The 22,772-nt window shown below is 72.6% G+C and carries 21 protein-coding genes; 15 read left to right on the top strand and 6 right to left on the bottom strand.

All coding sequences use genetic code 11. The features are described 5' to 3' along the window. Nucleotide 1: 1 nt before the first annotated feature. Nucleotides 2–1,204, bottom strand: a complete 1,203-nt coding sequence (locus ACIBK5_RS19490) for an amino acid deaminase/aldolase (protein ID WP_399021090.1) — start codon at nucleotides 1,202–1,204, stop codon at nucleotides 2–4. Nucleotides 1,205–2,430: 1,226 nt separating this feature from the next. On the opposite strand from ACIBK5_RS19490, the gene ACIBK5_RS19485 reads away from it, so the two are divergent. From ACIBK5_RS19485 to ACIBK5_RS19475, 3 genes are all read left to right on the top strand, one after another. Then, nucleotides 2,431–3,675 carry a hypothetical protein gene (locus ACIBK5_RS19485; RefSeq protein WP_399021089.1) on the top strand — a complete coding sequence of 415 codons (1,245 nt, stop codon included), beginning with the start codon at nucleotides 2,431–2,433 and terminating at the stop codon, nucleotides 3,673–3,675. Nucleotides 3,676–3,761: 86 nt separating this feature from the next. Then, complete coding sequence (gene mycP, locus ACIBK5_RS19480) at nucleotides 3,762–4,946, top strand: type VII secretion-associated serine protease mycosin (protein ID WP_399021289.1); 1,185 nt, start codon at nucleotides 3,762–3,764, stop codon at nucleotides 4,944–4,946. Nucleotides 4,947–5,005: 59 nt separating this feature from the next. Then, complete coding sequence (locus tag ACIBK5_RS19475; protein WP_399021088.1) at nucleotides 5,006–5,737, top strand: SseB family protein; 732 nt, start codon at nucleotides 5,006–5,008, stop codon at nucleotides 5,735–5,737. Between the two features lies 1 nt (nucleotide 5,738). Here the strand turns inward: ACIBK5_RS19475 and ACIBK5_RS19470 are convergent, their stop codons facing one another. Then, nucleotides 5,739–6,095 carry a DUF1844 domain-containing protein gene (locus ACIBK5_RS19470; RefSeq protein ID WP_215122530.1) on the bottom strand — a complete coding sequence of 119 codons (357 nt, stop codon included), beginning with the start codon at nucleotides 6,093–6,095 and terminating at the stop codon, nucleotides 5,739–5,741. A 394-nt stretch (nucleotides 6,096–6,489) separates the two neighbouring features. Between ACIBK5_RS19470 and infC the strand changes: the two genes are divergently transcribed. From infC to ACIBK5_RS19420, 10 genes are all read left to right on the top strand, one after another. Then, entirely contained in the window at nucleotides 6,490–7,140 is a 651-nt protein-coding gene (infC, locus tag ACIBK5_RS19465) for a translation initiation factor IF-3 (RefSeq protein WP_399021288.1), read from the top strand. Between the two features lie 109 nt (nucleotides 7,141–7,249). After that, a complete protein-coding gene (gene rpmI, locus ACIBK5_RS19460; RefSeq protein ID WP_003989075.1) occupies nucleotides 7,250–7,444 on the top strand; it encodes a 50S ribosomal protein L35 in 195 nt (64 codons plus the stop codon). Between the two features lie 89 nt (nucleotides 7,445–7,533). Further along, complete coding sequence (gene rplT / locus ACIBK5_RS19455; RefSeq protein ID WP_004002577.1) at nucleotides 7,534–7,917, top strand: 50S ribosomal protein L20; 384 nt, start codon at nucleotides 7,534–7,536, stop codon at nucleotides 7,915–7,917. A gap of 91 nt (nucleotides 7,918–8,008) precedes the next feature. Next, nucleotides 8,009–8,869 (top strand): TrmH family RNA methyltransferase, encoded by an 861-nt coding sequence (locus ACIBK5_RS19450; protein ID WP_399021087.1) that lies wholly within the window; start codon nucleotides 8,009–8,011, stop codon nucleotides 8,867–8,869. A 91-nt stretch (nucleotides 8,870–8,960) separates the two neighbouring features. Beyond that, nucleotides 8,961–10,103, top strand: coding sequence for an ATP-binding protein (locus ACIBK5_RS19445; RefSeq protein WP_399021086.1), 1,143 nt, complete (start codon nucleotides 8,961–8,963; stop codon nucleotides 10,101–10,103). Between the two features lie 128 nt (nucleotides 10,104–10,231). Next, on the top strand, nucleotides 10,232–11,353 hold the full coding sequence (gene pheS, locus ACIBK5_RS19440) for a phenylalanine--tRNA ligase subunit alpha (RefSeq protein ID WP_399021085.1): 1,122 nt from the start codon (nucleotides 10,232–10,234) through the stop codon (nucleotides 11,351–11,353). After that, entirely contained in the window at nucleotides 11,353–13,866 is a 2,514-nt protein-coding gene (pheT, locus tag ACIBK5_RS19435; protein WP_399021084.1) for a phenylalanine--tRNA ligase subunit beta, read from the top strand. Before pheS ends, pheT begins: the two co-directional genes overlap by 1 nt. 215 nt (nucleotides 13,867–14,081) lie before the next feature. Then, the gene (locus tag ACIBK5_RS19430; RefSeq protein WP_399021083.1) at nucleotides 14,082–15,014 is read left to right on the top strand and encodes a PP2C family protein-serine/threonine phosphatase; all 933 of its coding nucleotides are present in this window, start codon (nucleotides 14,082–14,084) and stop codon (nucleotides 15,012–15,014) included. 248 nt (nucleotides 15,015–15,262) lie between these two features. After that, the gene (locus ACIBK5_RS19425) at nucleotides 15,263–16,603 is read left to right on the top strand and encodes a transcriptional regulator (protein WP_399021082.1); all 1,341 of its coding nucleotides are present in this window, start codon (nucleotides 15,263–15,265) and stop codon (nucleotides 16,601–16,603) included. A gap of 107 nt (nucleotides 16,604–16,710) precedes the next feature. Beyond that, complete coding sequence (locus ACIBK5_RS19420) at nucleotides 16,711–17,256, top strand: NUDIX hydrolase (RefSeq protein WP_189726532.1); 546 nt, start codon at nucleotides 16,711–16,713, stop codon at nucleotides 17,254–17,256. A 12-nt stretch (nucleotides 17,257–17,268) separates the two neighbouring features. On the opposite strand, the gene ACIBK5_RS19415 is transcribed toward ACIBK5_RS19420, so the two are convergent. Together ACIBK5_RS19415 and ACIBK5_RS19410 are read right to left on the bottom strand one after the other, a co-directional pair. After that, on the bottom strand, nucleotides 17,269–17,526 hold the full coding sequence (locus ACIBK5_RS19415) for a hypothetical protein (RefSeq protein WP_399021081.1): 258 nt from the start codon (nucleotides 17,524–17,526) through the stop codon (nucleotides 17,269–17,271). Between the two features lie 236 nt (nucleotides 17,527–17,762). Then, a complete protein-coding gene (locus ACIBK5_RS19410) occupies nucleotides 17,763–18,638 on the bottom strand; it encodes a 3-hydroxybutyryl-CoA dehydrogenase (protein ID WP_184597343.1) in 876 nt (291 codons plus the stop codon). A 180-nt stretch (nucleotides 18,639–18,818) separates the two neighbouring features. On the opposite strand from ACIBK5_RS19410, the gene ACIBK5_RS19405 reads away from it, so the two are divergent. Continuing rightward, the gene (locus ACIBK5_RS19405) at nucleotides 18,819–20,048 is read left to right on the top strand and encodes a glycoside hydrolase family 10 protein (protein WP_399021080.1); all 1,230 of its coding nucleotides are present in this window, start codon (nucleotides 18,819–18,821) and stop codon (nucleotides 20,046–20,048) included. Between the two features lie 52 nt (nucleotides 20,049–20,100). On the opposite strand, the gene ACIBK5_RS19400 is transcribed toward ACIBK5_RS19405, so the two are convergent. Further along, the gene (locus ACIBK5_RS19400; RefSeq protein WP_010045242.1) at nucleotides 20,101–20,301 is read right to left on the bottom strand and encodes a DUF1918 domain-containing protein; all 201 of its coding nucleotides are present in this window, start codon (nucleotides 20,299–20,301) and stop codon (nucleotides 20,101–20,103) included. 94 nt (nucleotides 20,302–20,395) lie between these two features. Further along, nucleotides 20,396–21,313, bottom strand: coding sequence for a DMT family transporter (locus ACIBK5_RS19395; protein ID WP_399021079.1), 918 nt, complete (start codon nucleotides 21,311–21,313; stop codon nucleotides 20,396–20,398). On the opposite strand from ACIBK5_RS19395, the gene ACIBK5_RS19390 reads away from it, so the two are divergent. Beyond that, on the top strand, nucleotides 21,312–22,748 hold the full coding sequence (locus ACIBK5_RS19390) for a PLP-dependent aminotransferase family protein (RefSeq protein ID WP_399021078.1): 1,437 nt from the start codon (nucleotides 21,312–21,314) through the stop codon (nucleotides 22,746–22,748). The genes ACIBK5_RS19395 and ACIBK5_RS19390 overlap by 2 nt on opposite strands. Nucleotides 22,749–22,772 lie beyond the last annotated feature (24 nt).

Below are 22,772 nucleotides of genomic sequence, written 5' to 3'. Positions count from 1 at the left end.
GTTACAGGAACGTGTGACCCTCGCCGCGGTAGGTCGGCACGGTCGCCGTCACCGCGTCGCCCTCGATCAGCCGCAGCGCCTCGAACCGCTCGCACAGCTCACCGGCCTTCGCGTGCCGGAACCAGACCTTGTCACCGATCAGCAGATCGTCGGCGGGCGAGCCGAGCAGCGGCGTCTGCACCTCACCGGCCCCCTCCTGAGGGTCGTAGCGCAGCCCCTCGGGCAGATACGGCACGGGCGAGCGGTCGGCCCCGGCGGCCCCGGAAGCCGGGTATCCGCCACCGAGCACGGTCACCACGCCCACCCCCGGCCGCCGTACGACGGGCTGGGCGAAGAGGGCGGCCGGGCGGCCGCTGAACGACGTGTAGTTGTCGAACAGCCGTGGCTGGTACAGCCCCGACCCGGCGGCGATCTCGGTCACCGAGTCCTCGGCCGCCGTGTGCTGCACCGAACCGGTGCCACCGCCGTTGACGAACTCCAGACCCGGCACGACGGCCCGCACCGCGCGCACCACCTCCGCACGCCGCTCGGCGAGTTCACGCTTGGCGGCGGCCTGCATCAGCCGCACGGCACGGGACCGCAGCGGACGCCCCGCCACCGCGTCCCCGACTCCGGCGACATGTCCCTCGTACGCCATGATCCCCACGACCTCGAAACCGGGCCGCCGGGCCACCGACCGGGCCACGTCCGCGACCTGCGCGGGGGAGTGCAGCGGCGAGCGCCGGGCCCCGACGCGCACACGCCCGCCGAGCAGCCTCAGGGACGTGTCCAACTCCAGGCAGACGCGCACCACTTCACGACCGCCGCCCCGCGAGGCGTCGATCAGATCGAGCTGGGCCACGTCGTCGACCATGACGGTGACGGCGGCCGCGAGCTTGGGGTCACCGGCGAGCTCGGCGAACGCGGCGCGGTCGGCCGACGGGTAGGCGAGCAGGACGTCCTCGAACCCCGACCGGGCCAGCCACAGCGACTCGGCGAGCGTGAAGGACATGATCCCGGCGAAGCCGTCCCGGGCCAGGACGCGTTCCAGCAGCGCCCGGCACCGCACGGACTTGCTGGCGACCCGGACGGGCTTGCCCCCGGCGCGACGGACCAGATCGGCGGCGTTGGCGTCGAAGGCCTCCAGGTCCACGATCGCTAGAGGGGCGTCGAGATGGGCTGTGGCCCGGTCGTAACGGGCCCGGTCGGCGGCGCGCGCAGTCATGAACGCAGCCTGCCAGACTGGATTACCGCAGGGTAGGGGGACGTTCCGGGCAGATGCCCCGGGGTCGTGGACTGGTTCCCGTTCGTGCGGCGACAAGCCGTAGAGTGACGCGCACGTACGGCGGAACGAGCCGGCCGGGGATCCGCGCCGGGATGACGCTCCGTCCGTACGGGTATGTGTGCCCGGGACGATTCCGTGCCGGGCCTCGGGCAGGGCGCCACCGGCCCGCGCGGAACGCAGCGGCCCGGGCACGAGGAAACGGGGGGTGCATGAGCACGGAAGCGCGGCGTGCCCCCTTCCCCCCACGCCCCAGCAGCCCACCGTGTCCCCCGCACCCCCCGGAGAACACGCCAGCCGATCCGTCCGACGACGACACCCCGCAGGGTGCGGACAGTCGGGAGTCCGCTGACACCGGCCGGTCCAGTACGACGTGGCACGAGGGCTCGACGGCGGGTTCACCGCCCCCGTCCCCGGCACGGAACACCGACCAGATCGGGTCTGCCAGCGAGCGTGTGTCGTCGGGCGACGCCGGCGCCGGAGGCTTGCCGGCATCTCCCGAGCGGGACATCGAACGGACCGGGTCCGCTGCCGCCTGGAGGCGTGGTCCGGCCGACGGGGACGGTGTTTCGGGGCCGCGTGCGTCGGTTCCGGCGGACACGGACGGGCGCGGGCGCTCCGGTGCCGGTGGCTCGGCGGTGGGGCCGCTGCGGCCGTCCTCGGGGCGGGACACCGACCAGCCCGGGTCTTCCGTCGCCGGGGCGCGTGGTGTGTCGGACCGGCGTGGGTTCTTCGGCGCCGGTGGCCTGACCACAGATGCGCAGGGTCCCTCCTCGGCGCGCGAGGCGGGCTCGGCCGGATCTGCCGCCGAGGACCGGGGCTCGTCCCGTGGGCGTTCCGGCGCGGGTGGCCCGTCGGAAGGGGACGGCACCGGGTCCGGAACAGCGGCTCGGGGCGGCGCCTCGGCCGGTCCGGTGTCCTCCGGCACCCGCGGCGCTGCGAACGGGCGCCCTCGCTTCCCGAGCCTCGGCGCCGCCGCGCCCGAGCGCACCGAGCGCACTGAGCCCGCGGCACCGCCCCCGCCGCTCGCCTCCGCCCGCTTCCCGGACACGCCGCCCGGCGTCCGCCCCGAGACCCGGCCCGCGTCGAACAGGCCGTCCACACCGCCTGACACCCCTCCGCGGCCGCGTCACCTTCCGGGCTCCTCCGTCCGTCCCGGGCCGCTCCCCATGCCACGCCGTACCGGCGCACCCGCCGAGAACGCGGCGGAGACGACCCGGCGCCTGCGGCCGATCCCCGCGGACCCGACACCCGCCGAGCTGTCCGGCCGGCCGGCCTCCGAGACCGCCGAGACCTCCGGCCGGCCGGTCTCCGGGACCGCCGAGACCACCGGCCGTCCCGGTCCCGTACGCCCCGGCACCCCGCCGCGCCCCGCCCGTGCGCCGCAGGCCGGTGCGGGCCTGCTCGCGGGAGCCGGTGGCGGCTCCGGAACCGGTGCCGGCACCGGGACGCGAGTGCCGCCCGCGCCCACCCAGCGGCCTCGCCCCGCCACCCCGGCCCCTCCGCCCCCGGACACCGCCCCCGCCGTCTCCCCCGACCCGGCCTTCTCCTGGAGCGCCCCCCTGACTCCCGGCGGGACCCTCACCGGCGCGCGGCCCGTCGTGTCGTTCGGAGAGCCCGAGGGCTACGACGGTGACGCACGGCCCCGCCCGCTCGGCCGGCGCGGCGCGTCGCAGGCCGCCGCGGCCGCCGCCTGCCTCGTGCTCGGGCTGGGACTCATCTCGGGCGCGGTCACCGGCAGCTGGCTGGTGGGGGACTCCGGCGAGGAGGGCTCGCGCGGCACCTTCGCCACGGCCGGAAGCCTCTGGCACAGCGTCCCCGTCGACCAGCTGTTCCCGCCCACCGTGCAGGGCCGGGGCGCGGGCCCCGGCGGAGCCGACCGCACCTGGACCCGGATCGCGGTCGCCCCGGACAGCGGCTGCAAGGACGCCTTCGACCCCCTGCTGCGCAAGGCCCTCGCCCCCGTCGGCTGCGAACGGCTCCTGCGCGCCACCTACACCGACGCCACCCAGAGCTATGTGACCACCGTCGGCCTGCTCTTCACCACCGCCGACGCTCGGGGCATGACCTCCCTCGCGAACCGTTTCCGCAAGGAGCGCCTGGACCGCCGCAACGACCTGATGCCCCTGCCGTATGCCGCGAAGGACACCCCCGCCGCCCACTTCGGCACAGGGCAGCGCGCCTCCTGGACCGTCTCCGTGCTCACCGAGGCCCCGGTCGTCGTCTACGCCGTCTCCGGCTGGGCCGACGGCCGCACCGTCGACGACCCGCAGCCCGCCGAGGACGCCATGGAGCCGAACGCCACCACCGCCCCGGCCCAGGCCGGCCTCGGCAACGAGGCCCAGGGCCTCGCCGACCGCGTCGAACGCGGCCTCCGCAAGAACGTCCGCTCGGCCACGGAGCAGCCGTCGTGACAGCCGCAAGCCGCCCGGCCGGGCGAGCCCCCGTGCTCCGGCGAGCCTTCGTGCCCCGGCGGGCCTTCGTGCCCCGGCGGGCCTTCGTGCCCCGGCGGGCTGTCGTGCCCCGGCGGGCCGGAGCTCTCGGCGTCCTGCTCGCCGCCGGCCTCGTCCTGCTCCCCGCTCCCGCCGCCCACGCCGACAGCATCCGCGCCCAGCAGTGGGCCCTGGAGGCCATGCACACCCAGGAGGCCTGGCAGACCACCAAGGGCGACGGCGTCACCGTCGCCGTCCTGGACACCGGCGTCGAGGCCGACCACCCCGACCTGGTCGGCAACGTCCTCACCGGCAAGGACCTGGTCGGCTTCGGAGCCGAGCCGGGCGAACGCGCCTGGGCCCGGCACGGCACCGCCATGGCCGGCATCATCGCCGGCCACGGACACGGCCCGGGCAACGCCGACGGCGTCCTCGGCATCGCCCCCGAGGCGAAGATCCTCCCCGTCCGCGTGATCCTGGAGGACGGCGACCCCTCCCGCGCCAAGGCCCGCAGCACCCGCGGCAACGCCCTCGCCGAGGGCATCCGCTGGGCCGCCGACCACGGCGCCGACGTCATCAACCTCTCCCTCGGCGACGACTCGGCCTCCGCGCACCCCGAACCCACCGAGGACTCGGCCATCCAGTACGCCCTGAAGAAGGGCGTGGTCGTCGTCGCCTCCTCGGGCAACGGCGGTGAGAAGGGCGACCACATCTCCTACCCGGCCGCCTATCCGGGGGTCATCGCGGCCACCGCCGTCGACCGCTCCGGAACCCGCGCATCCTTCTCCACCCGCCGCTGGTACGCCACCGTCAGTGCCCCCGGCGTCGACGTCGTCATCGCCGACCCCGACCACAAGTACTACGAGGGCTGGGGCACCAGTGCCGCCGCCGCCTTCGTCTCCGGCGCCGCCGCCCTGGTCAAGGCCGCCCACCCGGACCTGACCCCGGCCCAGATCAAGTCGCTCCTCGAGGACACCGCCCGCAACGCGCCCGTCGGGGGCCGCGACGACTCCCGGGGCTTCGGCTTCATCGACCCGGCCGCCGCCATCAAGGCCGCCGACGGGCTCGAGCCGGAGGGCCTGCGCTCGGCGTCGCACGGCGAGAAGTACTTCGGCAGCGGCCCGGACGACGCGGCCTCCGGCGACGACACCGCGGACTGGGCCGCACCGCTCGCGGGCAGCGCCGGCGGCGTCCTGCTGGTGGCGGCCGTGGTCCTGTGGCGCGGCCGCCGCACGCACCGCGACGACTTCTAGCGGCCCGCCGTCAGAACCGCTGCCGAAGCGGCGGCACCCGGCCGATAGGGTCGGTGACCGTGGCGAACAAGAACATCCCCGACTCCGGCTTCTCCGACGACGACGGCTCCGCCGACCCCCGGCTGAGCGCGGCACTCGCCGCCTGGTCCGAGGACCGCGGCGCGGTGGGCCCGGTCCTCGACGCCCTCAAGGGCGCCCGGCTGCTCGTCCCCGTCGTGGCCGTGCTCGGCGAGGTCGAGGAGGACGAGCGGGGACTGCGCCACGAGAAGACCAGCGACATGGCCGTACCGACCCTGAAGGCCGGAAACCGCACCGCCCTGCCCGCCTTCACGTCCACGGACTCCCTCGCCCGCTGGGACCCGGCGGCCCGCCCCGTCGCCGTACCCCTGCACCAGGCCCTCCAGGCCGCCGCGCACGAGAAGGCCGACACGGTCGTACTGGACATGGCAGGGCCCGTGCCCTTCGAGCTGACGGGATCCGCCCTGCTGTCGCTCGCCGAGGGCCGGACCACCACGGACCCGCTCGCCGACCCGGCGGTCGTGGCCGCGGTGCGCGCCGTGGTCGCCGACGTGCGCGCGGTGGTGCGTGCCTACCTCGGCCCCGGCCGGGCCGACGGCACCCTCGCCCTGGTCTTCGAGCCGGCCGTGCCGCACGACGCCGGCGTCCACGCGGTCGCACGCCGCATCGCCGCCGACGAGACACTGAGGGCCCGCCTGGTGCGCGGCCTCGACCTGGCAGTCCTGCCGGCCGGGGCGACGCCACCGGGCGAGCCCTTGTACGTACGCGGATGAACTAGCCGTAGACGGGGCCCGTGTACTTCTCGCCCGGCCCCTGGCCCGGCTCGTCCGGGCTCAGCGACGCCTCGCGGAACGCCAGCTGCAGCGACTTCAGACCGTCGCGCAGCGGCGACGCGTGGAAGGAGCTGATCTCGGTCGCGGAGGCGTCCAGCAGACCGGCCAGCGCGTGCACCAGCTTGCGGGCCTCGTCCAGGTCCTTGTGCTTGTCGCCCTCCTCGGTCAGGCCGAGCTTCACCGCGGCGGCGCTCATCAGGTTGACGGCGACCGTCACGATCACCTCGACCGCCGGGACCTCGGCGATGTCGCGGGCCATGGCGTCGAAGTCGGGGGACTCAGGAGGGGTCTCACTCATGCCCCACACGATAGGCGCAGGACGGGCCCGTGCCGCACCAGGCCCCACGGCGTCCCAATTAGCCGTTCCTGGCCATTGCTGGTAACCTCGTGTAACGACCGGTCGGACCCGTATGCCTCACGGCCCGCGAGCCCGACCCACAAGTGGAGGCTTTCGAACTCCCACCTGACCGCCCCCAGGGCGGCGGGTCACCGGTCAGACGATCCCGTCCCAGTGGCGGCGATCCGTCCGAAAGCGCGCCCCGCGGTCACCGCGGCGGTGCTCCGGTAGTTCGAGGAGCCCCGCCTGGGATCGTCCGGGGCATTTTTTCTGCTTCGGCGCGGTTAGGTCTATCGAATAGAGACGTTACGCGGCCGTCCGCCAGACCGTCGCGTGGTGCTACCGAGGAGGATCCATCAGCGCCGAGCCCCGCATCAACGACCGGATTCGCGTTCCCGAGGTGCGACTTGTCGGTCCCAGTGGCGAGCAGGTGGGCATCGTCCCCCTGGCCAAGGCACTGGAGCTTGCGCAGGAGTACGACCTGGACCTGGTCGAGGTCGCGGCGAATGCCCGTCCGCCCGTGTGCAAGCTCATGGACTACGGGAAGTTCAAGTACGAGTCGGCCATGAAGGCCCGTGAGGCGCGCAAGAACCAGGCGCACACGGTCATCAAGGAGATGAAGCTCCGGCCGAAGATCGACCCGCACGACTATGACACCAAGAAGGGTCACGTCGTCCGGTTCCTCAAGCAGGGCGACAAGGTCAAGATCACGATCATGTTCCGTGGTCGCGAGCAGTCCCGGCCCGAGCTGGGCTACCGACTGCTGCAGCGTCTCGCGGAGGACGTCCAGGACCTCGGATTCGTGGAGTCGAACCCGAAGCAGGACGGCCGAAACATGATCATGGTCCTCGGTCCGCACAAGAAGAAGACCGAGGCGATGGCCGAGGCTCGCCAGGCGCAGGAGGCCCGCAAGGCGGACGCGAAGGCCAACCCCGGCCGCTCGCAGAACGCCGCGGAAGCCGACGCGGACGTCGAGGCGCCGGCCGAGGAGCCCGCCGAGGCGTGACCCCTGGGGACGCGAGTCCCGAGGAAGCAACCGAAACAAGACGACGCTCCACCGTGCCCGGTTTCACGACCGGGCACCGGAGCGCCACCGACGAGGAGAGTACGGCGCTATGCCGAAGAACAAGTCGCACAGCGGGTCCAGCAAGCGCTTCAAGGTCACCGGCTCCGGCAAGGTGCTCCGTGAGCGTGCCGGCAAGCGCCACCTGCTCGAGCACAAGTCGTCCCGTGTGACGCGTCGCCTCACCGGCAACGCCGAGATGGCCCCGGGCGACGCCAAGAAGATCAAGAAGCTTCTCGGCAAGTGACGCCTCGGCGCGTGAGCGCCGTACGTCAGGACCGGGACCCAATCGGGCCGTGTGAGTACAACCGCGGCCCCGCTACAAGGAGTTAAAAAGTGGCACGCGTCAAGCGGGCAGTGAACGCCCACAAGAAGCGCCGGGCGATCCTCGAGCAGGCTTCCGGCTACCGCGGTCAGCGTTCGCGCCTGTACCGCAAGGCCAAGGAGCAGGTCACCCACTCGCTGGTCTACAACTACAACGACCGCAAGAAGCGCAAGGGTGACTTCCGTCAGCTGTGGATCCAGCGCATCAACGCCGCTGCCCGCGCCAACGGCATCACGTACAACCGCTTCATCCAGGGTCTGAAGGCCGCGAACGTCGAGGTCGACCGCAAGATCCTGGCCGAGCTGGCCGTCAACGACGCCGGTGCGTTCGCCGCGCTCGTCGAGGTCGCTCAGAAGGCGCTGCCGAGCGACGTCAACGCGCCCAAGGCTGCGTGACGCCGCGCCGGCCGCAAGCCGACGTGATTCAAGGACCCGCAGGCCGAACGGCCTGCGGGTCCTGCTGTGCAGCTACGAGAAAGTGAACAGGATGCCCCCCGCCACGCCCGAGCTCATCTCCCTCCGCTCGCCCCGCGTCCTGGCCGCGCGGCGGCTGGCCAAGCGGAACTTCCGGGGGAAGGAGCGGCTGTTCCTCGCGGAGGGGCCGCAGGCTGTGCGCGAGGCTGCCGGGCACCGGGCCGGGGACACGGCCACGCTCGTGGAACTGTTCGCGACGCCGGAGGCCGCCGAGCGGTACGCCGACATCGTGGGGGCCGTACGGGACGCCGGCGCCCGGGTGCACCTCGCCTCCGAGCAGGTCATCGCCGACATCTCCACCACCGTCACCCCGCAGGGACTCGTCGGCGTCTGCCGGTTCCTGGACACGTCCTTCGCGGAGGTCCTCGAGGCGCGACCCCGGCTCGTCGCCCTGCTCGCCAACGTCCGCGACCCCGGCAACGCCGGGACCGTGCTGCGCTGCGCCGACGCCGCCGGTGCCGAGGCCGTCGTCCTGACCGACGCCTCCGTCGACGTGTACAACCCCAAGGCCGTCCGCGCCTCCGTCGGTTCCCTGTTCCACCTGCCCGTCGCCGTCGGCGTCCCCGTGGAGCAGGCGGTCGACAGGCTGCGGGCCGCCGGTGTCCGGGTCCTCGCCGCCGACGGGGCGGGCGACCGCGACCTCGACGACGAGCTCGACAAGGGCACCATGGGCGGGCCGACCGCCTGGGTCTTCGGGAACGAGGCCTGGGGCCTCCCGGAGGAGACCCGCGCCCTCACCGACGCCGTCGTGCGCGTCCCGATCCACGGGAAGGCCGAGAGCCTGAACCTCGCCACCGCCGCCGCCGTATGTCTCTATGCGTCCGCGCGTGCACAGCGCGCCGCCGGAGGGTGCCGTTCCGTCACCGGGAACTAGTAGGGTGACCAGCTCAGGGACCCTCCCCCAAGCTGTCGGCTGCGCTCGAGCAGGGGGGACCCCCATGGAACCTGAGAGGTGGGGAACGGGGATGAGCGTCGGCACGAGCAGCGCACCGGGAGCCCAGGACGCCGGGCACCCGCCCGCCGCGTTCCGGCCGCCCGGTGATCTCGCCGGCCTCGGCATCGACCCCGACCAGCTGCCCGACGGACTCGTCGTCGCCGACGAGCAGGGCCGCGTCATCTGCTTCAACGCCGCCGCCCAGCGCATCACCGCCGTCAGCGCGCGGGACGCCCTCGGGCAGCGGCTGGAGAAGGCCCTGCCGTTAGAGGACCTGGAGGGGCGCCGCTGGTGGCAGCTGACCGACCCGTACGGCGGCCTCGCCATCCGTGTCGGACAGCCCGAGCGCAACCTCCTGCTCCCCGGCGGCCGTGAAGTGCTGGTCTCCGCGCGCTACGTCCGCGGCCGGCCCACCGGGCCCGTCCGGCGCCTCGTCGTCACCCTGCGCGACACCGAGGCCCGGCGCCGCACCGAGCGCAGCCACGCCGAGCTGATCGCCACCGTCGCCCATGAACTGCGCTCCCCGCTCACCTCGGTCAAGGGCTTCACCGCCACGCTGCTCGCCAAGTGGGAACGCTTCACCGACGACCAGAAACGGCTGATGCTGGAGACCGTCGACGCCGACGCCGACCGGGTCACCCGGCTCATCGCCGAGCTGCTCGACATCTCGCGGATCGACTCCGGCCGGCTGGAGGTGCGCAGGCAGCCCGTCGACATCGGCGCGGCCGTCGGACGGCACATCCAGGCCTACGTCGCCGCCGGGCAGGAGGCCGACCGGTTCCTGCTGCGCGTCCAGCAGCCGCTGCCCGACCTGTGGGCCGACCCCGACAAGATCGACCAGGTGCTCAGCAATCTCCTGGAAAATGCCGTGCGCCACGGCGAGGGAACTGTCACGATCGACGTCACGGCCACGGCGTCCCCCCGAGAGGGCGAGGACACCGGTACGTCGGTCACGGTGAGCGACGAGGGGCCCGGTATCCCGGAGGAGTCCATGAACCGCGTCTTCACCCGCTTCTGGCGGGGCAGCAAGCGCGGTGGCACCGGCCTCGGGCTCTACATCGTCAAGGGCATCGTCGAGGCCCACGGCGGCACCATCACGGTCGGCCGCGCGCCCGGCGCCGGCGCCGAGTTCCGATTTACTTTGCCCGTGAGCGCTCCGGCCTATCTCGCCTGAGCCCCGCGGGCGCATTCGTCTACCTCCACCCCGTTAGACTCGGCCATTGGCACCTTTGTGTCCCTTCAGACAGCCGTCCGAGTCGGTGACGGGGACCTTCAGCCAGCCAATCGGAAGCACGGGAAGAGATGTCGGCACCGAATAAGTCGTACGACCCTGTCGAGGTCGAGACCTTGAAACCGGAAGAGATCGAGCGCATGCGGGACGAGGCGCTCGCCGCCTTCGCCGCCGCGGACTCCCTCGACGCGCTCCAGGAGGCCAAGGTCGCCCACACCGGCGGCACCTCCCCGCTGGCCCTCGCCAACCGCGAGATCGGCGCCCTGCCCCCGCACGCCAAGGCGGAGGCCGGCAAGCGCGTCGGCCAGGCCCGCGGCGCCGTGAACAAGGGCCTCGCCGCCCGCCAGGCCGAGCTCGAGGCCGAGCGGGACACCCGCGTGCTCGTCGAGGAGGCCGTGGACGTCACGCTGCCCCACGACCGAGTCCCGTCCGGCGCCCGGCACCCGCTCACCACGCTGTCGGAGCGCATCGAGGACATCTTCGTGGCCATGGGCTACGAGGTCGCCGAGGGGCCCGAGGTCGAGGCCGAGTGGTTCAACTTCGACGCCCTCAACATCGGCCCGGACCACCCGGCCCGCGGCGAGCAGGACACCTTCTTCGTCAAGGGCCCGCAGGGCGGCACCGAGTCCGGCGTCGTGCTGCGCACCCACACCTCGCCCGTGCAGATCCGCTCGCTGCTCGACCGTGAGCTGCCGGTCTACGTGATCTGCCCGGGTGTCGTCTACCGCACCGACGAGCTGGACGCCACGCACACGCCCGTCTTCCGCCAGGTCGAACTGCTCGCGGTCGACGAGGGCCTCACCATGGCCGACCTCAAGGGCACCCTGGACCACATGGTCCAGTCGCTGTTCGGCGAGGGCATGAAGACCCGGCTGCGGCCGAACTTCTTCCCCTTCACCGAGCCGTCCGCCGAGATGGACATGGTCTGCTACGTCTGCCGCGGCGCCTCCGTCGGCAATCCCGACCGCCCCTGCCGTACCTGCTCGTCCGAGGGCTGGATCGAGCTGGGCGGCTGCGGCATGGTCAACCCGCGCGTGCTGCGGGCCTGCGGTGTCGACCCGGAGAAGTACAGCGGCTTCGCCTTCGGGTTCGGCATCGAACGGATGCTGATGTTCCGCCACAACGTCGAAGACATGCGAGACATGGTCGAGGGTGACGTCCGGTTCACCCGGCCGTTCGGGATGGAGATCTGATGCGGGTCCCGCTTTCTTGGCTGCGGGAGTACGTCGACCTGCCGGAGACGGAGACCGGTCGTGACGTGCAGGCCAAGCTGATTTCGGCCGGTCTGGAGGTCGAGACCGTCGAGCAGCTCGGCGCCGACCTCAAGGGTCCCCTGGCCGTGGGCCGGGTGGCGACCATCGAGGAGCTGACGGAGTTCAAGAAGCCGATCCGCTTCTGCACCGTCGACGTCGGCCAGGCCAACGGCACGGGCGAGCTCCAGGAGATCGTCTGCGGCGCCCGCAACTTCGCCGTCGGCGACAAGGTCGTCGTCGCGCTGCCCGGTGCCGTCCTGCCCGGTGACTTCCAGATCGCCGAGCGCAAGACCTACGGCAAGATGTCGCGCGGCATGATCTGCTCCAGCGACGAGCTGAACATGGGCGACGACGGCACCAAGGGCATCATCGTGCTGCCCCCGGAGACCGAGGTCGGCAAGGACGCCGTCGAGCTGCTGGAGCTGGTCGACGAGGTCCTGGACATCGCCGTCACCGCCAACCGCGGCGACTGCCTGTCCATCCGCGGCGTCGCCCGCGAGACCGCCATCGCCTACGGCCTGCCGTTGCGCGACCCGGCCCTGCTCGACGTGCCCGGCCCGAACGCGTACGGCTACCCGGTGCGGATCTCCGACCCCATCGGCTGCGACCGCTTCACGGCCCGCACGGTGGCCGGTCTGAGCGCGGAGGCCCGTTCCCCGATCTGGCTGCGGCGCCGGCTGCAGAAGGTCGGCATGCGCCCGATCTCGCTCGCCGTCGACGTCACCAACTACGTGATGATGGAGCTCGGCCAGCCGCTGCACGCCTACGACCGCGGACTGGTCCAGGGCACCATCGGCGTGCGCCGGGCCGAGCAGGGCGAGAAGCTCACCACCCTCGACGGCGTCGAGCGCACGCTGGGCGCCGAGGACCTGGTGATCACCGACGACCGCGGCCCGATCGGGCTCGCCGGCGTCATGGGCGGCGCCAACACGGAGATCGCCGACCACGACGACGTGGAGAACGCCACGGCCGACGTCGTCATCGAGGCCGCGCACTTCGACGCGGTGTCGATCGCGCGTACGGCCCGCCGGCACAAGCTGTCCTCCGAGGCGTCCCGGCGCTTCGAGCGCGGCGTCGACCCGCAGGCCGCGGCCGCTGCCGCGCAGCGCACCGTCGACCTGCTGGTCCTGCTCGCGGGCGGCACCGCCGAGGCCGGTGTCACCGAGGTCCTCGCCCCGACCGCACCGCACACCATCACCCTCCCGGCCGACCACCCGGACAAGGTCGCGGGCGTCGTGTACGGCCGCGAGACCGTCGTCCGCCGCCTCCAGCAGGTCGGCTGTGACGTGTACGGCCAGGACGAGCTGATCGTCACCGTGCCGTCCTGGCGGCCCGACCTCACCGACCCGAACGACCTGGCCGAAGAGGTCATCCGGCTGGAGGGCTACGAGAACCTGCCCTCCACGCTGCCCAGGCCGCCGGCCGGCCGTGGCCTGACCCACCGGCAGCGGCTGCACCGCCGCGTCGGCCGGGCCCTGGCCGGTGCCGGGTACGTCGAGGCGCCGAACTACCCGTTCGTCAGCGAGCAGGTCTTCGACCAGCTCGGCCTGGAGTCCGACGACCCGGCCCGCCGTGTCGTGAGGCTCAGCAACCCGCTGAGCGACGAGGAGCCCGCGCTGCGCACCTCGCTGCTGCCGGGCCTGCTGGGTGCGCTGCGGCGCAACGACGGCCGGGGCTCGCACGATCTCGCACTGTTCGAGACGGGCCTGGTCTTCCAGCCGCGCGAGGAGCAGCCGGCCGCCGCCGTGCTGACCATCGACCGCCGCCCGACCGACGAGGAGATCGCCGAGCTGAACGCCGCGCTGCCCGAGCAGCCGCGGCACGCCGCCGTCGTCCTCGCCGGTGCCCGCGAGCAGTCCGGCTGGTGGGGCAAGGGCCGCCCGGCCGACTGGGCCGACGCGGTGGAGTCGGCGCGGAGCGTCGCCCGTGAGGCGGGCGCCGAGCTGATCATCCGCAAGGGGCAGTACGGGCCGTGGCACCCGGGCCGGTGCGCCGAGCTGGCGATCACCGTGGACGGGGCCGAGCGGGTCGTCGGGCACGCGGGGGAGTTGCACCCGCGCGTCGTCAAGGCGCTGGGGCTGCCCGCGCGCACCTGCGCGATGGAGATCGACCTGGACGCGGTGGAGAAGGCCGGCGACGCCACGCTGACGGCGCCGCGGATCTCCGCTTTCCCGGTGGCCACGCAGGATGTCGCCCTGGTCGTCGACGCGGTGGTTCCGGCGGCGGAGGTCGAGCAGGCCCTGCGCGCCGGGGCCGGGGAGCTGCTGGAGTCGATCCGGCTGTTCGATGTGTACGAGAACGTCGAGCAGTTGGGTGAGGGGCGGAAGTCGCTGGCGTACGCGTTGCGGTTCCGCGCCGGTGACCGGACCCTGACCGTGGACGAGGCCTCGGCCGCTCGGGACGCGGCGGTCGCGCTCGCGGGTGAGCGTGTAGGGGCTGAATTGCGGAGCTAGCGCCGTGGGGGCTGCGCGTTGCTGCCGGCTGCGGGCTCGTCGTGGCTTGTCGCGCAGTTCCCCGCGCCCCCATGACGAAGGCCGGGTTGCCTCACTCGATTGAGTGGTAAAGGTGGATGATCCTGCCTTTTCCGGCGCGCTGTCGACAGAATCGGACCGGCCTTCTTGGGCCGGTCCGATTCTGTGTGTCAGGGCCTAATTGGGGGGCCATCGGCATGATCCGGTTCAGGGGTCGGGTGCGCAGCCTCGGTCTGCCCGGTGCAGTCCTCTTCGCGGTCGGTACCGGGGTGATCCTTCATGTGCGGCGGACGCTGGTGCGTGAGCTGCGGCAGTTGCGCCGGGTCGCCACCGCCGCGCAGAACGCGGTGCTGCGGCCGCTGCCGTCGCGTATCGGCGGGCTGGACGTCGGCGCCGTTCAGATGTCGGCCGAGCCGGGAGCCGCGATCGGTGGTGACCTGTACGAGGTCGTCGCCACCGAGCAGGGCGTACGGGCCGTGATGGGTGATGTGCGTGGGCACGGGATCGGCGCGTTCGGGACCGTCGCCGCCGTGCTCGGCTGCTTCCGCGAGGCCGCGTACGACGAGGCGGACCTCGGCGGGGTGCTGCGCCGGCTGGAGCGCGCCCTGGACCGGCAGCTGCGCCAGGAGCATCCGGCGAGCGTCGCCGAGGAGTTCGTGACCCTGCTGCTGGTGGAGATCCGCGCCGACGGCGAGATGGTCGCCCTGAACTGCGGTCACCCGTGGCCGTACCGGCTGAACGGCACCCGAGTCGAACTGCTCGCCCCGGCCGACCCGTACCCGCCTCTGGGAGTGTTTCCCTTGCCGGACGTGCTGTCGACCGTCGGTCTGGGGCATCTCCCGCCCGGCGACGCGCTGTTCCTCTACACGGACGGAGTCCAGGACGCGAGGGATGCTCGTGGCCGGTTCTTCCCCCTGTCGGCAGTGCTGGCGAGCGTCGTACGGGAGGCGGCGCTCGCACCGCAGGCGATTCTCCGCGATGTCCAGAGCGCGCTGGTCGATCACACCAACGGCACCCCGGCCGACGACATCGCCCTGTTGCTCCTGAGGAACGACGGGTGCATTCCCTCAGGGGCGCGGGGAACTGCGCGACCGGGCACCGCGCACCCGCTGCCGACAACGAGCCTTTGACCGGCCGGCGATGCCGTCCGCCCCGCCACGGAGTGTCGGGCAGGCGGCTGGGCGGACGGCGGAAGCGGGCCGCCGCACTGTACGAGGGGGAGCCGGCGGCCCGGCCGGCCTCTTTCGAGGCATTTCAGTCAACCGGTCGGCGACTCTGCGCGACAGCGCGCACACAGCGCGGATTCGAGCACTCCGTTCACACCCCGTGTGAAGGCGGAACCACTAATCTGGCCGCACCGAGCCACCGGGGGGCCCACATGCAGCCCAACACTCTGCTCGACGCGATCCTGGACGAAGCCGGGATCTCGCACGCGGGGCTGGCCGCACACGTCAATCAGGCGGGACGGGCACGGAGCCTGTCCCTGAGGTACGAACACACCGCCGTCGCCCGGTGGCTGAAGGGGCAGCGCCCCAGGGGCCAGGTGCCCGACCTGATCTGCGAGGTGCTCGCCGCCCGGCTCCAACGGCACGTCACCCTCGACGACATCGGCCTCGGCCTGCCCGGCGAGCCGGCCGCCCCGCACACCGGTTCCCTGTCCGGGTTCGTCGAGCGGGCCACCGCCCTGTGGCGCTCCGACCAGCAGCAGCGCCCGCACATCCTGGGCGCGCCCGCGCTCACCGGTACGCCCGCCGTCATGCCCGTGTGGGAGTGGGAGAACCCGCCGGAGGACGTGGACGTCTCCCGTGGCGGCAGACACCGGGTCACCGCGGGCGACCTGGAGATGCTGCGGTCGGCCCGGGCCCACTACGAGCAGATGTACCGCAAGGCCGGGGGCATCGCGACGCGGGCCCGCATCGTCGGTTTCCTCAACGCCGAGGCCGCCCCGCTGCTGCGCGGCAGCTACACCGACGAGACCGGCCGGCAACTCCACCGGGCGACGGGCGGGTTGGTGGCCGTCGCCGGGATCTGTGCCTACGACTCCGACGCCCACGGCCTCGCCCAGCGCTACTTCCACCAGGCGCTGCGGCTCGCGAAGGCCAGTGGGGACCGGGGACTCGGGGCGTATGTGATCGCCCTGCTCGTCAACCAGTCGCTGTTCATGCGGGAGTACCGGCAGTCCGTCGCCTTCGCGGAGGCCGCGCTGCGGGCCGCGGGCAAGCAGATCACCCCGGCGCTCGCCTCCGACCTGTACGCGATGCAGGCCAAGGCGTACGCGCATCTCGGCGACGGCACCAGCGCCCTGTCCTGCATCCGGCGGGCCGAGCAGTCCGCCGAGCGCATCCGGCGCGGTTACGAGCCCGACGAGACCGGCTATGTCCAGCCGGGGCTCGTCAACGTCCAGGTGGCGGAGGCGCTGCTCAGTCTCGGGGAGATCGCGGCCGCCGGGGAGCATGCCGCGGCCGCCGTCGACAACCCGGCGCACGACCGCGGCCGGGTGCACCGGCTGGCCATGCTGAGCACCATCGAACTGCGGCAGGGCAACGCCGACAAGGCGGTGGTCATCGCGGTGCAGATGGCCGAGCAGGCCCGTGGCATGGAGTCCCAGCGGCTGCGGGACCGGCTGCGCGCGGTGCGCGAGCATCTGGTGCGCAGCGGTGGCGCGGGCACGGCCGAGGCCGCCGAACTCATCGACGGGGCGCTGCGCGTACCGTTGTAGAACCGGGGCAGCGGCGTCCGCGTCATCCCGAGCGACTTCCTGTGCGCCTGCTGTCAGTACGTCCCTGCTGCGATATTGCCACTTACTCGACGGAAGGTGGCAGAACCGTGCAGTGGACGAAACACAACGAACAAACTGTGTACTCAAACCGCTGGTTCAGCGTCAATCTCGCGGATGTCGAACTACCGGACGGCCGGCACCTCGACCACTTCCTCATACGGCTGCGGCCTGTCGCGGTGGCCACGGTGGTGAACGAGGCCAACGAGGTGCTGCTGCTGTGGCGGCACCGTTTCATCACGGACAGCTGGGGGTGGGAACTCGCGGCGGGTGTCGTCGAGGACGGCGAGGACATCGCCCGCGCGGCCGCCAGGGAACTGGAGGAGGAGACCGGCTGGCGGCCGGGACCCCTGCACCACCTCATGAGCGTGGAGCCGTCCAACGGGCTCACCGACGCCCGGCACCATGTGTACTGGGCCGACGAGGGCGAATACGTCGGGCACCCCGTGGACGACTTCGAGTCGGACCGCCGGGAATGGGTTCCCCTCAAGCTCGTCCCCGACATGGTCGCCCGCGGCGAGGTCCCGGCCGCCAACATGGCGGCCGCGTTACTTCTGCTGCACCATCTCAGGCTCGGACAGGACGCGTTGCCCTAGGTCGGGCAGGGGCTAGCGTCCCAGCGCCTGCCAGATCGCCAGGACGAGGGCACCCACGGCGGTGAGGGCGGCGACCGCGGGCAGCGGCCAGCGCGTGTGTTCGAGCGTGTGGATCCGGGTGTTGAGCTCGTCGATCTCCTTGGCGGTCTCCTCGGTGCGGTGGCTTAGCAGAGCCAGCCCGCCCTCGACGCGGGCGTAGGCCACGTCGAGGCGGCGTCGTAACTCTGCGAGTTCTCCAGATACGGCGGGATGCTCGGGATCGGCGGCCACGAGTCCGCTCCTTTCCGTAGTCGTTTCACATCCCTGGTATGCGCATGTGGAGTCAACTCGCCTGGTGGGCGCCTGGGGAGCGTGTGCGAGGGGCATATGCGTGCCCGGCGCGCACACGGTGTGTGAATGCTGTGGGCCCGGCACCAATGCTGGTGCCGGGCCCACAGGATGGCCGAAATCTGACGGTCCGTAATCGGCCTCGGGGGTACCCGGGGCGTATGACAGCGGCCGGCCGGTCAGTCGTACGTGTAGAAGCCCGAGCCCGTCTTGCGGCCCAGGCGGCCCGCGTCCACCATGCGCTGGAGCAGCGGGGGAGCGGCGTACAGGGGCTCCTTGTACTCCTCGTACATCGACTGGGCCACCGACGCGACCGTGTCCAGGCCGATGAGGTCGGAGAGCTTCAGCGGGCCCATCGGGTGGGCGCAGCCCATCTCCATGCCGTTGTCGATGTCCTCGCGGCTCGCGATGCCCGTCTCGAACATGCGGATCGCGGAGAGCAGGTACGGGATCAGCAGCGCGTTGACCACGAAGCCGGAGCGGTCCTGGGCGCGGATCGCGTGCTTGCCCAGGAGCTTCTCGGTGAACTGCTCGGCCCGGCCGATGGTGTCCTCGGACGTGGTGAGCGCCGGGATCAGCTCGACGAGCTTCTGCACCGGGGCCGGGTTGAAGAAGTGGATGCCGATGACCCGGTCGGGGCGCGAGGTCGCCACCGCCAGCTTCACCAGCGGGATGGAGGAGGTGTTGGAGGCCAGGATGGCGTCCGGCCGGGTCACGACCTGGTCGAGGACCTGGAAGATCTCGGTCTTGACGTGCTCGTTCTCGACGACGGCCTCGATCACCAGGTCACGGTCGGCGAACTCGCCGAGGTCCGTGGTGAAGCTCAGCCGGGCCTGCGCCGCCTCGTGCTCCTCCTCGGTGATCTTGCCGCGCTCCGCGGCCTTGGCCAGGGAGTTGAACAGCCGGGTCCGGCCGATCTCCAGGGCCTCGCCGGTGGTCTCGGCGACCATGACGTCCAGACCGACCCGGGCGCACACCTCGGCGATCCCCGCGCCCATCTGACCGCAGCCCACGACTCCGACGCGTGCAATGTCTCCCGCTGGGATGTCCGTCACATCGTCCCTTTCGCTGCTGATCCACGTCCGGGCAGGTGCTCCGTGGTCCGGTGCCTGCTCCGTTCGAGCACGTTACTCCCAAGTATCGATGATCGATCGCGGGGGTCGGCCCAGAGTCGGGCATTCTGGGCCCGGAGCGATCCGCGACCGGGCGGATCCGCGGCATTTTGGGGCATGCGGATGGGACGAGTGTCACGCAGGGCGTTCGCGGTGGCGGCGCTGTCGGCTTTCACGATGGTGCCTCCGGCGTCGGCCGCACCCAAAGGGGACGTCGAGTGGGACGGCAAGGGAGGTGACAGGGCGGCCTCCGCGATGCGGGGCGTATGGCTGGCGACCGTGGCCAACCGCGACTGGCCGTCCAAGACGGGGCTGAGCGCGTCGAAGCAGCGCGCCGAGCTGCGGGGGCACCTCGACACAGCCGTCCGCAGGCGGCTCAACACAGTGTTCTTCCAGGTCAGGCCGACGGCGGACGCCCTGTGGCCGTCACCGTACGAGCCGTGGTCGCAGTACCTCACCGGTACCCAGGGCAAGGACCCGGGCTGGGACCCGCTGGGCACGGCCGTCAAGGAGGCCCACGCCCGCGGACTGCAGCTGCACGCCTGGTTCAACCCGTACCGGGTCGCGACGCACGCCGACCCGTCTCGGCTCGCCGCCTCCCACCCGGCGCGCCGGAACCCGGACTGGGTGGTGACGTACGGCGGGAAGCTCTACTACAACCCGGGGCTGCCCGAGGTCCGTGCCTTCGTACAGGACGCGATGCTCGACGCGGTGCGGAAGTACGCCGTGGACGGCGTCCACTTCGACGACTACTTCTACCCGTACCCGGTGGCGGGCCAGCGCTTCGACGACGACGCGGCCTACGAGAAGCACGGTGGCGGCTTCCCGAGCCGGGCCGCCTGGCGGCGGGACAACATCGACAAGCTGGTGCGGGAGACGGCGGCCCGCATCAAGAAGGTCAGGCCCGGCGCCCGCTTCGGCATCAGCCCCTTCGGCGTCTGGCGCAACGCCGCCACGGACAAGCGCGGCTCGGACACCCGGGCCGGCGTGCAGACGTACGACGACCTGTACGCGGACACCCGCAAGTGGGTGCGCGAGAGCTGGATCGACTACATCGTCCCGCAGCTGTACTGGAACATCGGCTTCGCCGCCGCCGACTACGCGAAGCTGGTGCCCTGGTGGGCGGAGGTCGCGCGCGGCACCTCGACGCAGCTCTACGTGGGGGAGGCGCTGTACAAGGCCGGTGACCCCGCACAGCCCGCCGCCTGGCAGAACCCGGCCGAGCTGTCCCGGCACCTGGCGCTGGCGGAGGACTACGCACAGGTGCGCGGGCACGTCTTCTTCGCCGCCAAGGACGTGGCGACCGACCGGATCGGGGCGATGGCGAAGGTGGTCTCCGACCACTACGAGTAGTCGCCGGCACGAGTGGTTCGACGACTACGGGTAGGGGCCGCCCCGGGCCGCGTCACGGCCCGGTGGTGGTCTCCCGGTGCCGGATCTCGGTGTCGGGCCCCGGTGAGCACACTCCCTCGTGCCCGTCCTCGAACCGGACGCGGTACGGGGGGTTGCCCTCCTGGCCGAGCACTTCGACGATCTCGCCGACCTTGTCGTGCTGACCGACCACCCTGCCGTGCTGGACAAGCTGGTCGCCCACGGTTGCGCGCATCTGGGGCCTCCTCGAACGAGGTGCGGAGCAGCGGTCCGTGGCCTCGAGTCTACGGCGGGGGACGTTACTTGGCAGGGGGCTGGGCGCGCCCGGCTCAGCCGCGCGACCGCTGTGTGACGGCGATGCAGACCAGCACCGCCGCTGCCGTCAGCGGGGCGGCCACCGGCAGGTGCTCGCCCAGCAGCAGCACCGACCACACCAGTGTGAGCAGCGGCTGGGCGAGCTGCAACTGGCTGGCCTTCGGGATGCCGATGGCCGCCATGCCCCGGTACCAGACGACCAGGCCGACGAACTGCGAGCCCACCGCGACCCACAGCAGCCCCGTGACGCTGTGCGCGGTCAGCCGCACGGGTTCCTGCGCCAGTGCGAGCGCCGCGACGGGCACGGTCAGCGGCAGGCACAGCACCAGCGCCCAGCCGATGACCTGCCAGCCCGGCATGACCCGGGCCAGCCGGCCGCCCTCGGTGTAGCCGGCCGCGCACACCAGCAGCGCCGCGAAGAGGTACAGGTCGGCCGTGCTCAGGGCGCCGCCGCTCTGCTGCACCGTGAAGGCCAGCACCGCCGCCGCGCCCACGAGAGCCGCCGTCCAGAAGGTGCGCGAGGGCCGGGTGCCGACGCGCAGGGCGGAGCAGAGGGCCGTGGTGAGGGGGAGCAGGCCCACCACGACGGCGGCGTGCGCGGTGGTCGAGGTCTGCAGCGCCAGTGTGGTCAGCAGCGGGAAGCCGAGCACCACCCCGCCCCCGACGACCGCGAGGCCCGGCCAGTGCCGCCGGTCGGGCAGGGGCACACGCAGGGCGAGCAGACAGCCACCGGCGATCACCGCGGCCAGGACACTCCGGACGGCGACCAGCGACCAGGGCCCGAAGCCCTCAAGGCCCCAGGCGGTCGCGGGGAACGTGAGGGAGAAGGCGATGACGCCGAGGGCGGCCTGGAGGGTGCCGAGGCCGGGGCGGTCCGAATCCGTGGCGACTGCTATCCGAGGTGCGGTAGTAGCGCTACTCTGTGCTCTCATGCAAGAGCGTAGCAGTGTCGCTGAACTGGCGGAACAGCTCCGAAGGGAGCTCGACCGCTACTCGGTGGGTGGAAAGCTTCCGTCGAGTCGGGCCCTCGTCGAGCGGTTCCGGGTGAGCCCCGTGACCGTGTCCCGGGCACTGGCGCAGCTCGCCGCCGAGGGGCTGGTGATCACCCGGCCCGGCGCGGGCGCGTTCCGCGCACAGGCCCGGACGGCACCGGCACCCGCCGGGGACACCTCCTGGCAGGAGGTCGCGCTCAGCGCGGACGGCGCCGCCGACCTCGTGCCGCGCTCGGTGGACGCCTCCGGGGTACTGGCGACGCTGGCCACCCCGCCACCGGGTGTGATCGAGTTCAACGGTGGCTATCTGCACCCGTCGCTGCAGCCGGAGCGGGCGATGGCCGCCGCCCTGTCGCGTGCCGGGCGGCGTCCCGGAGCCTGGGGGCGCCCGCCCATGGAGGGGCTGCCGGAGCTGCGCGAGTGGTTCGCGCGTGGCATCGGCGGGTCCTTCACCGCCGCCGAGGTGCTGGTCACCGCGGGCGGACAGTCCGCGCTCACCACCGCCCTGCGCGCCCTCGCCCCGCCCGGCGCCCCCGTCCTGGTCGAGTCGCCGACCTACCCCGGCATGCTCGCCATCGCCCGTGCCGCGGGCCTGCGCCCGGTGCCCGTCCCGGTGGACGCCGGCGGAGTGAAACCGGCGCTGCTCGCCGACGCATTCCGGGCCACCGGTGCCCCGGCCTTCGTCTGCCAGCCGCTCTTCCAGAACCCCACCGGCGCGGTGCTCGCGCCCGAGCGCCGCGCCGAGGTGCTGCGCATCGCGCGCGAGGCGGGCGCGTTCGTCGTCGAGGACGACTTCGTACGGCGGCTGGTCCACGAGGACGCCGGGCCACTGCCGCGCCCGCTGGCCGCCGACGACCCCGACGGCGTCGTCGTCCACGTCTGCTCGCTGACCAAGGCGACCTCGCCGAGCTTCCGGGTGAGCGCTCTGGCAGCGCGCGGGCCGGTCCTGGAGCGGCTGCGCGCCATCCAGGTCGTCGACACCTTCTTCGTGCCCCGGCCCCTTCAGGAGGCCGCGCTGGAACTCGTCGGCTCGCCCGCCTGGCCGCGTCATCTGCGGTCCGTATCCGCCGAGTTGAAGGTGCGCAGGGACGCGATGACCACCGCGCTCAAGCTGCGTCTGCCGGAGTTCGCGCTGCCGCACGTCCCCTCCGGCGGCTACCACCTGTGGCCGCGGCTGCCGGACGGCGTGGCGGAGTCAGCCCTGACCAGTGCCGCCCTGCGCGCGGGTGTCGCGATCACCTCCGGCCGCCCCTACTTCAGCGCCGAGCCGCCTGCCGCGCACATCAGGCTGAGCTTCGCGGCGGTCGCGGGGACCGGGGAGATCGCGGAGGGCGTACGGCGGCTGCGTACGGCCTGCGACGAGGTGCTGGGATAAGCGTTCGACGCGTGGGCGGGTGCC

This window comes from Streptomyces sp. NPDC050546 (genome assembly GCF_044457425.1).
Classification (GTDB): domain Bacteria; phylum Actinomycetota; class Actinomycetes; order Streptomycetales; family Streptomycetaceae; genus Streptomyces.
Note: the sequence above shows the minus strand (reverse complement) of the source record. Positions and strands in the feature narration are given on the sequence as shown.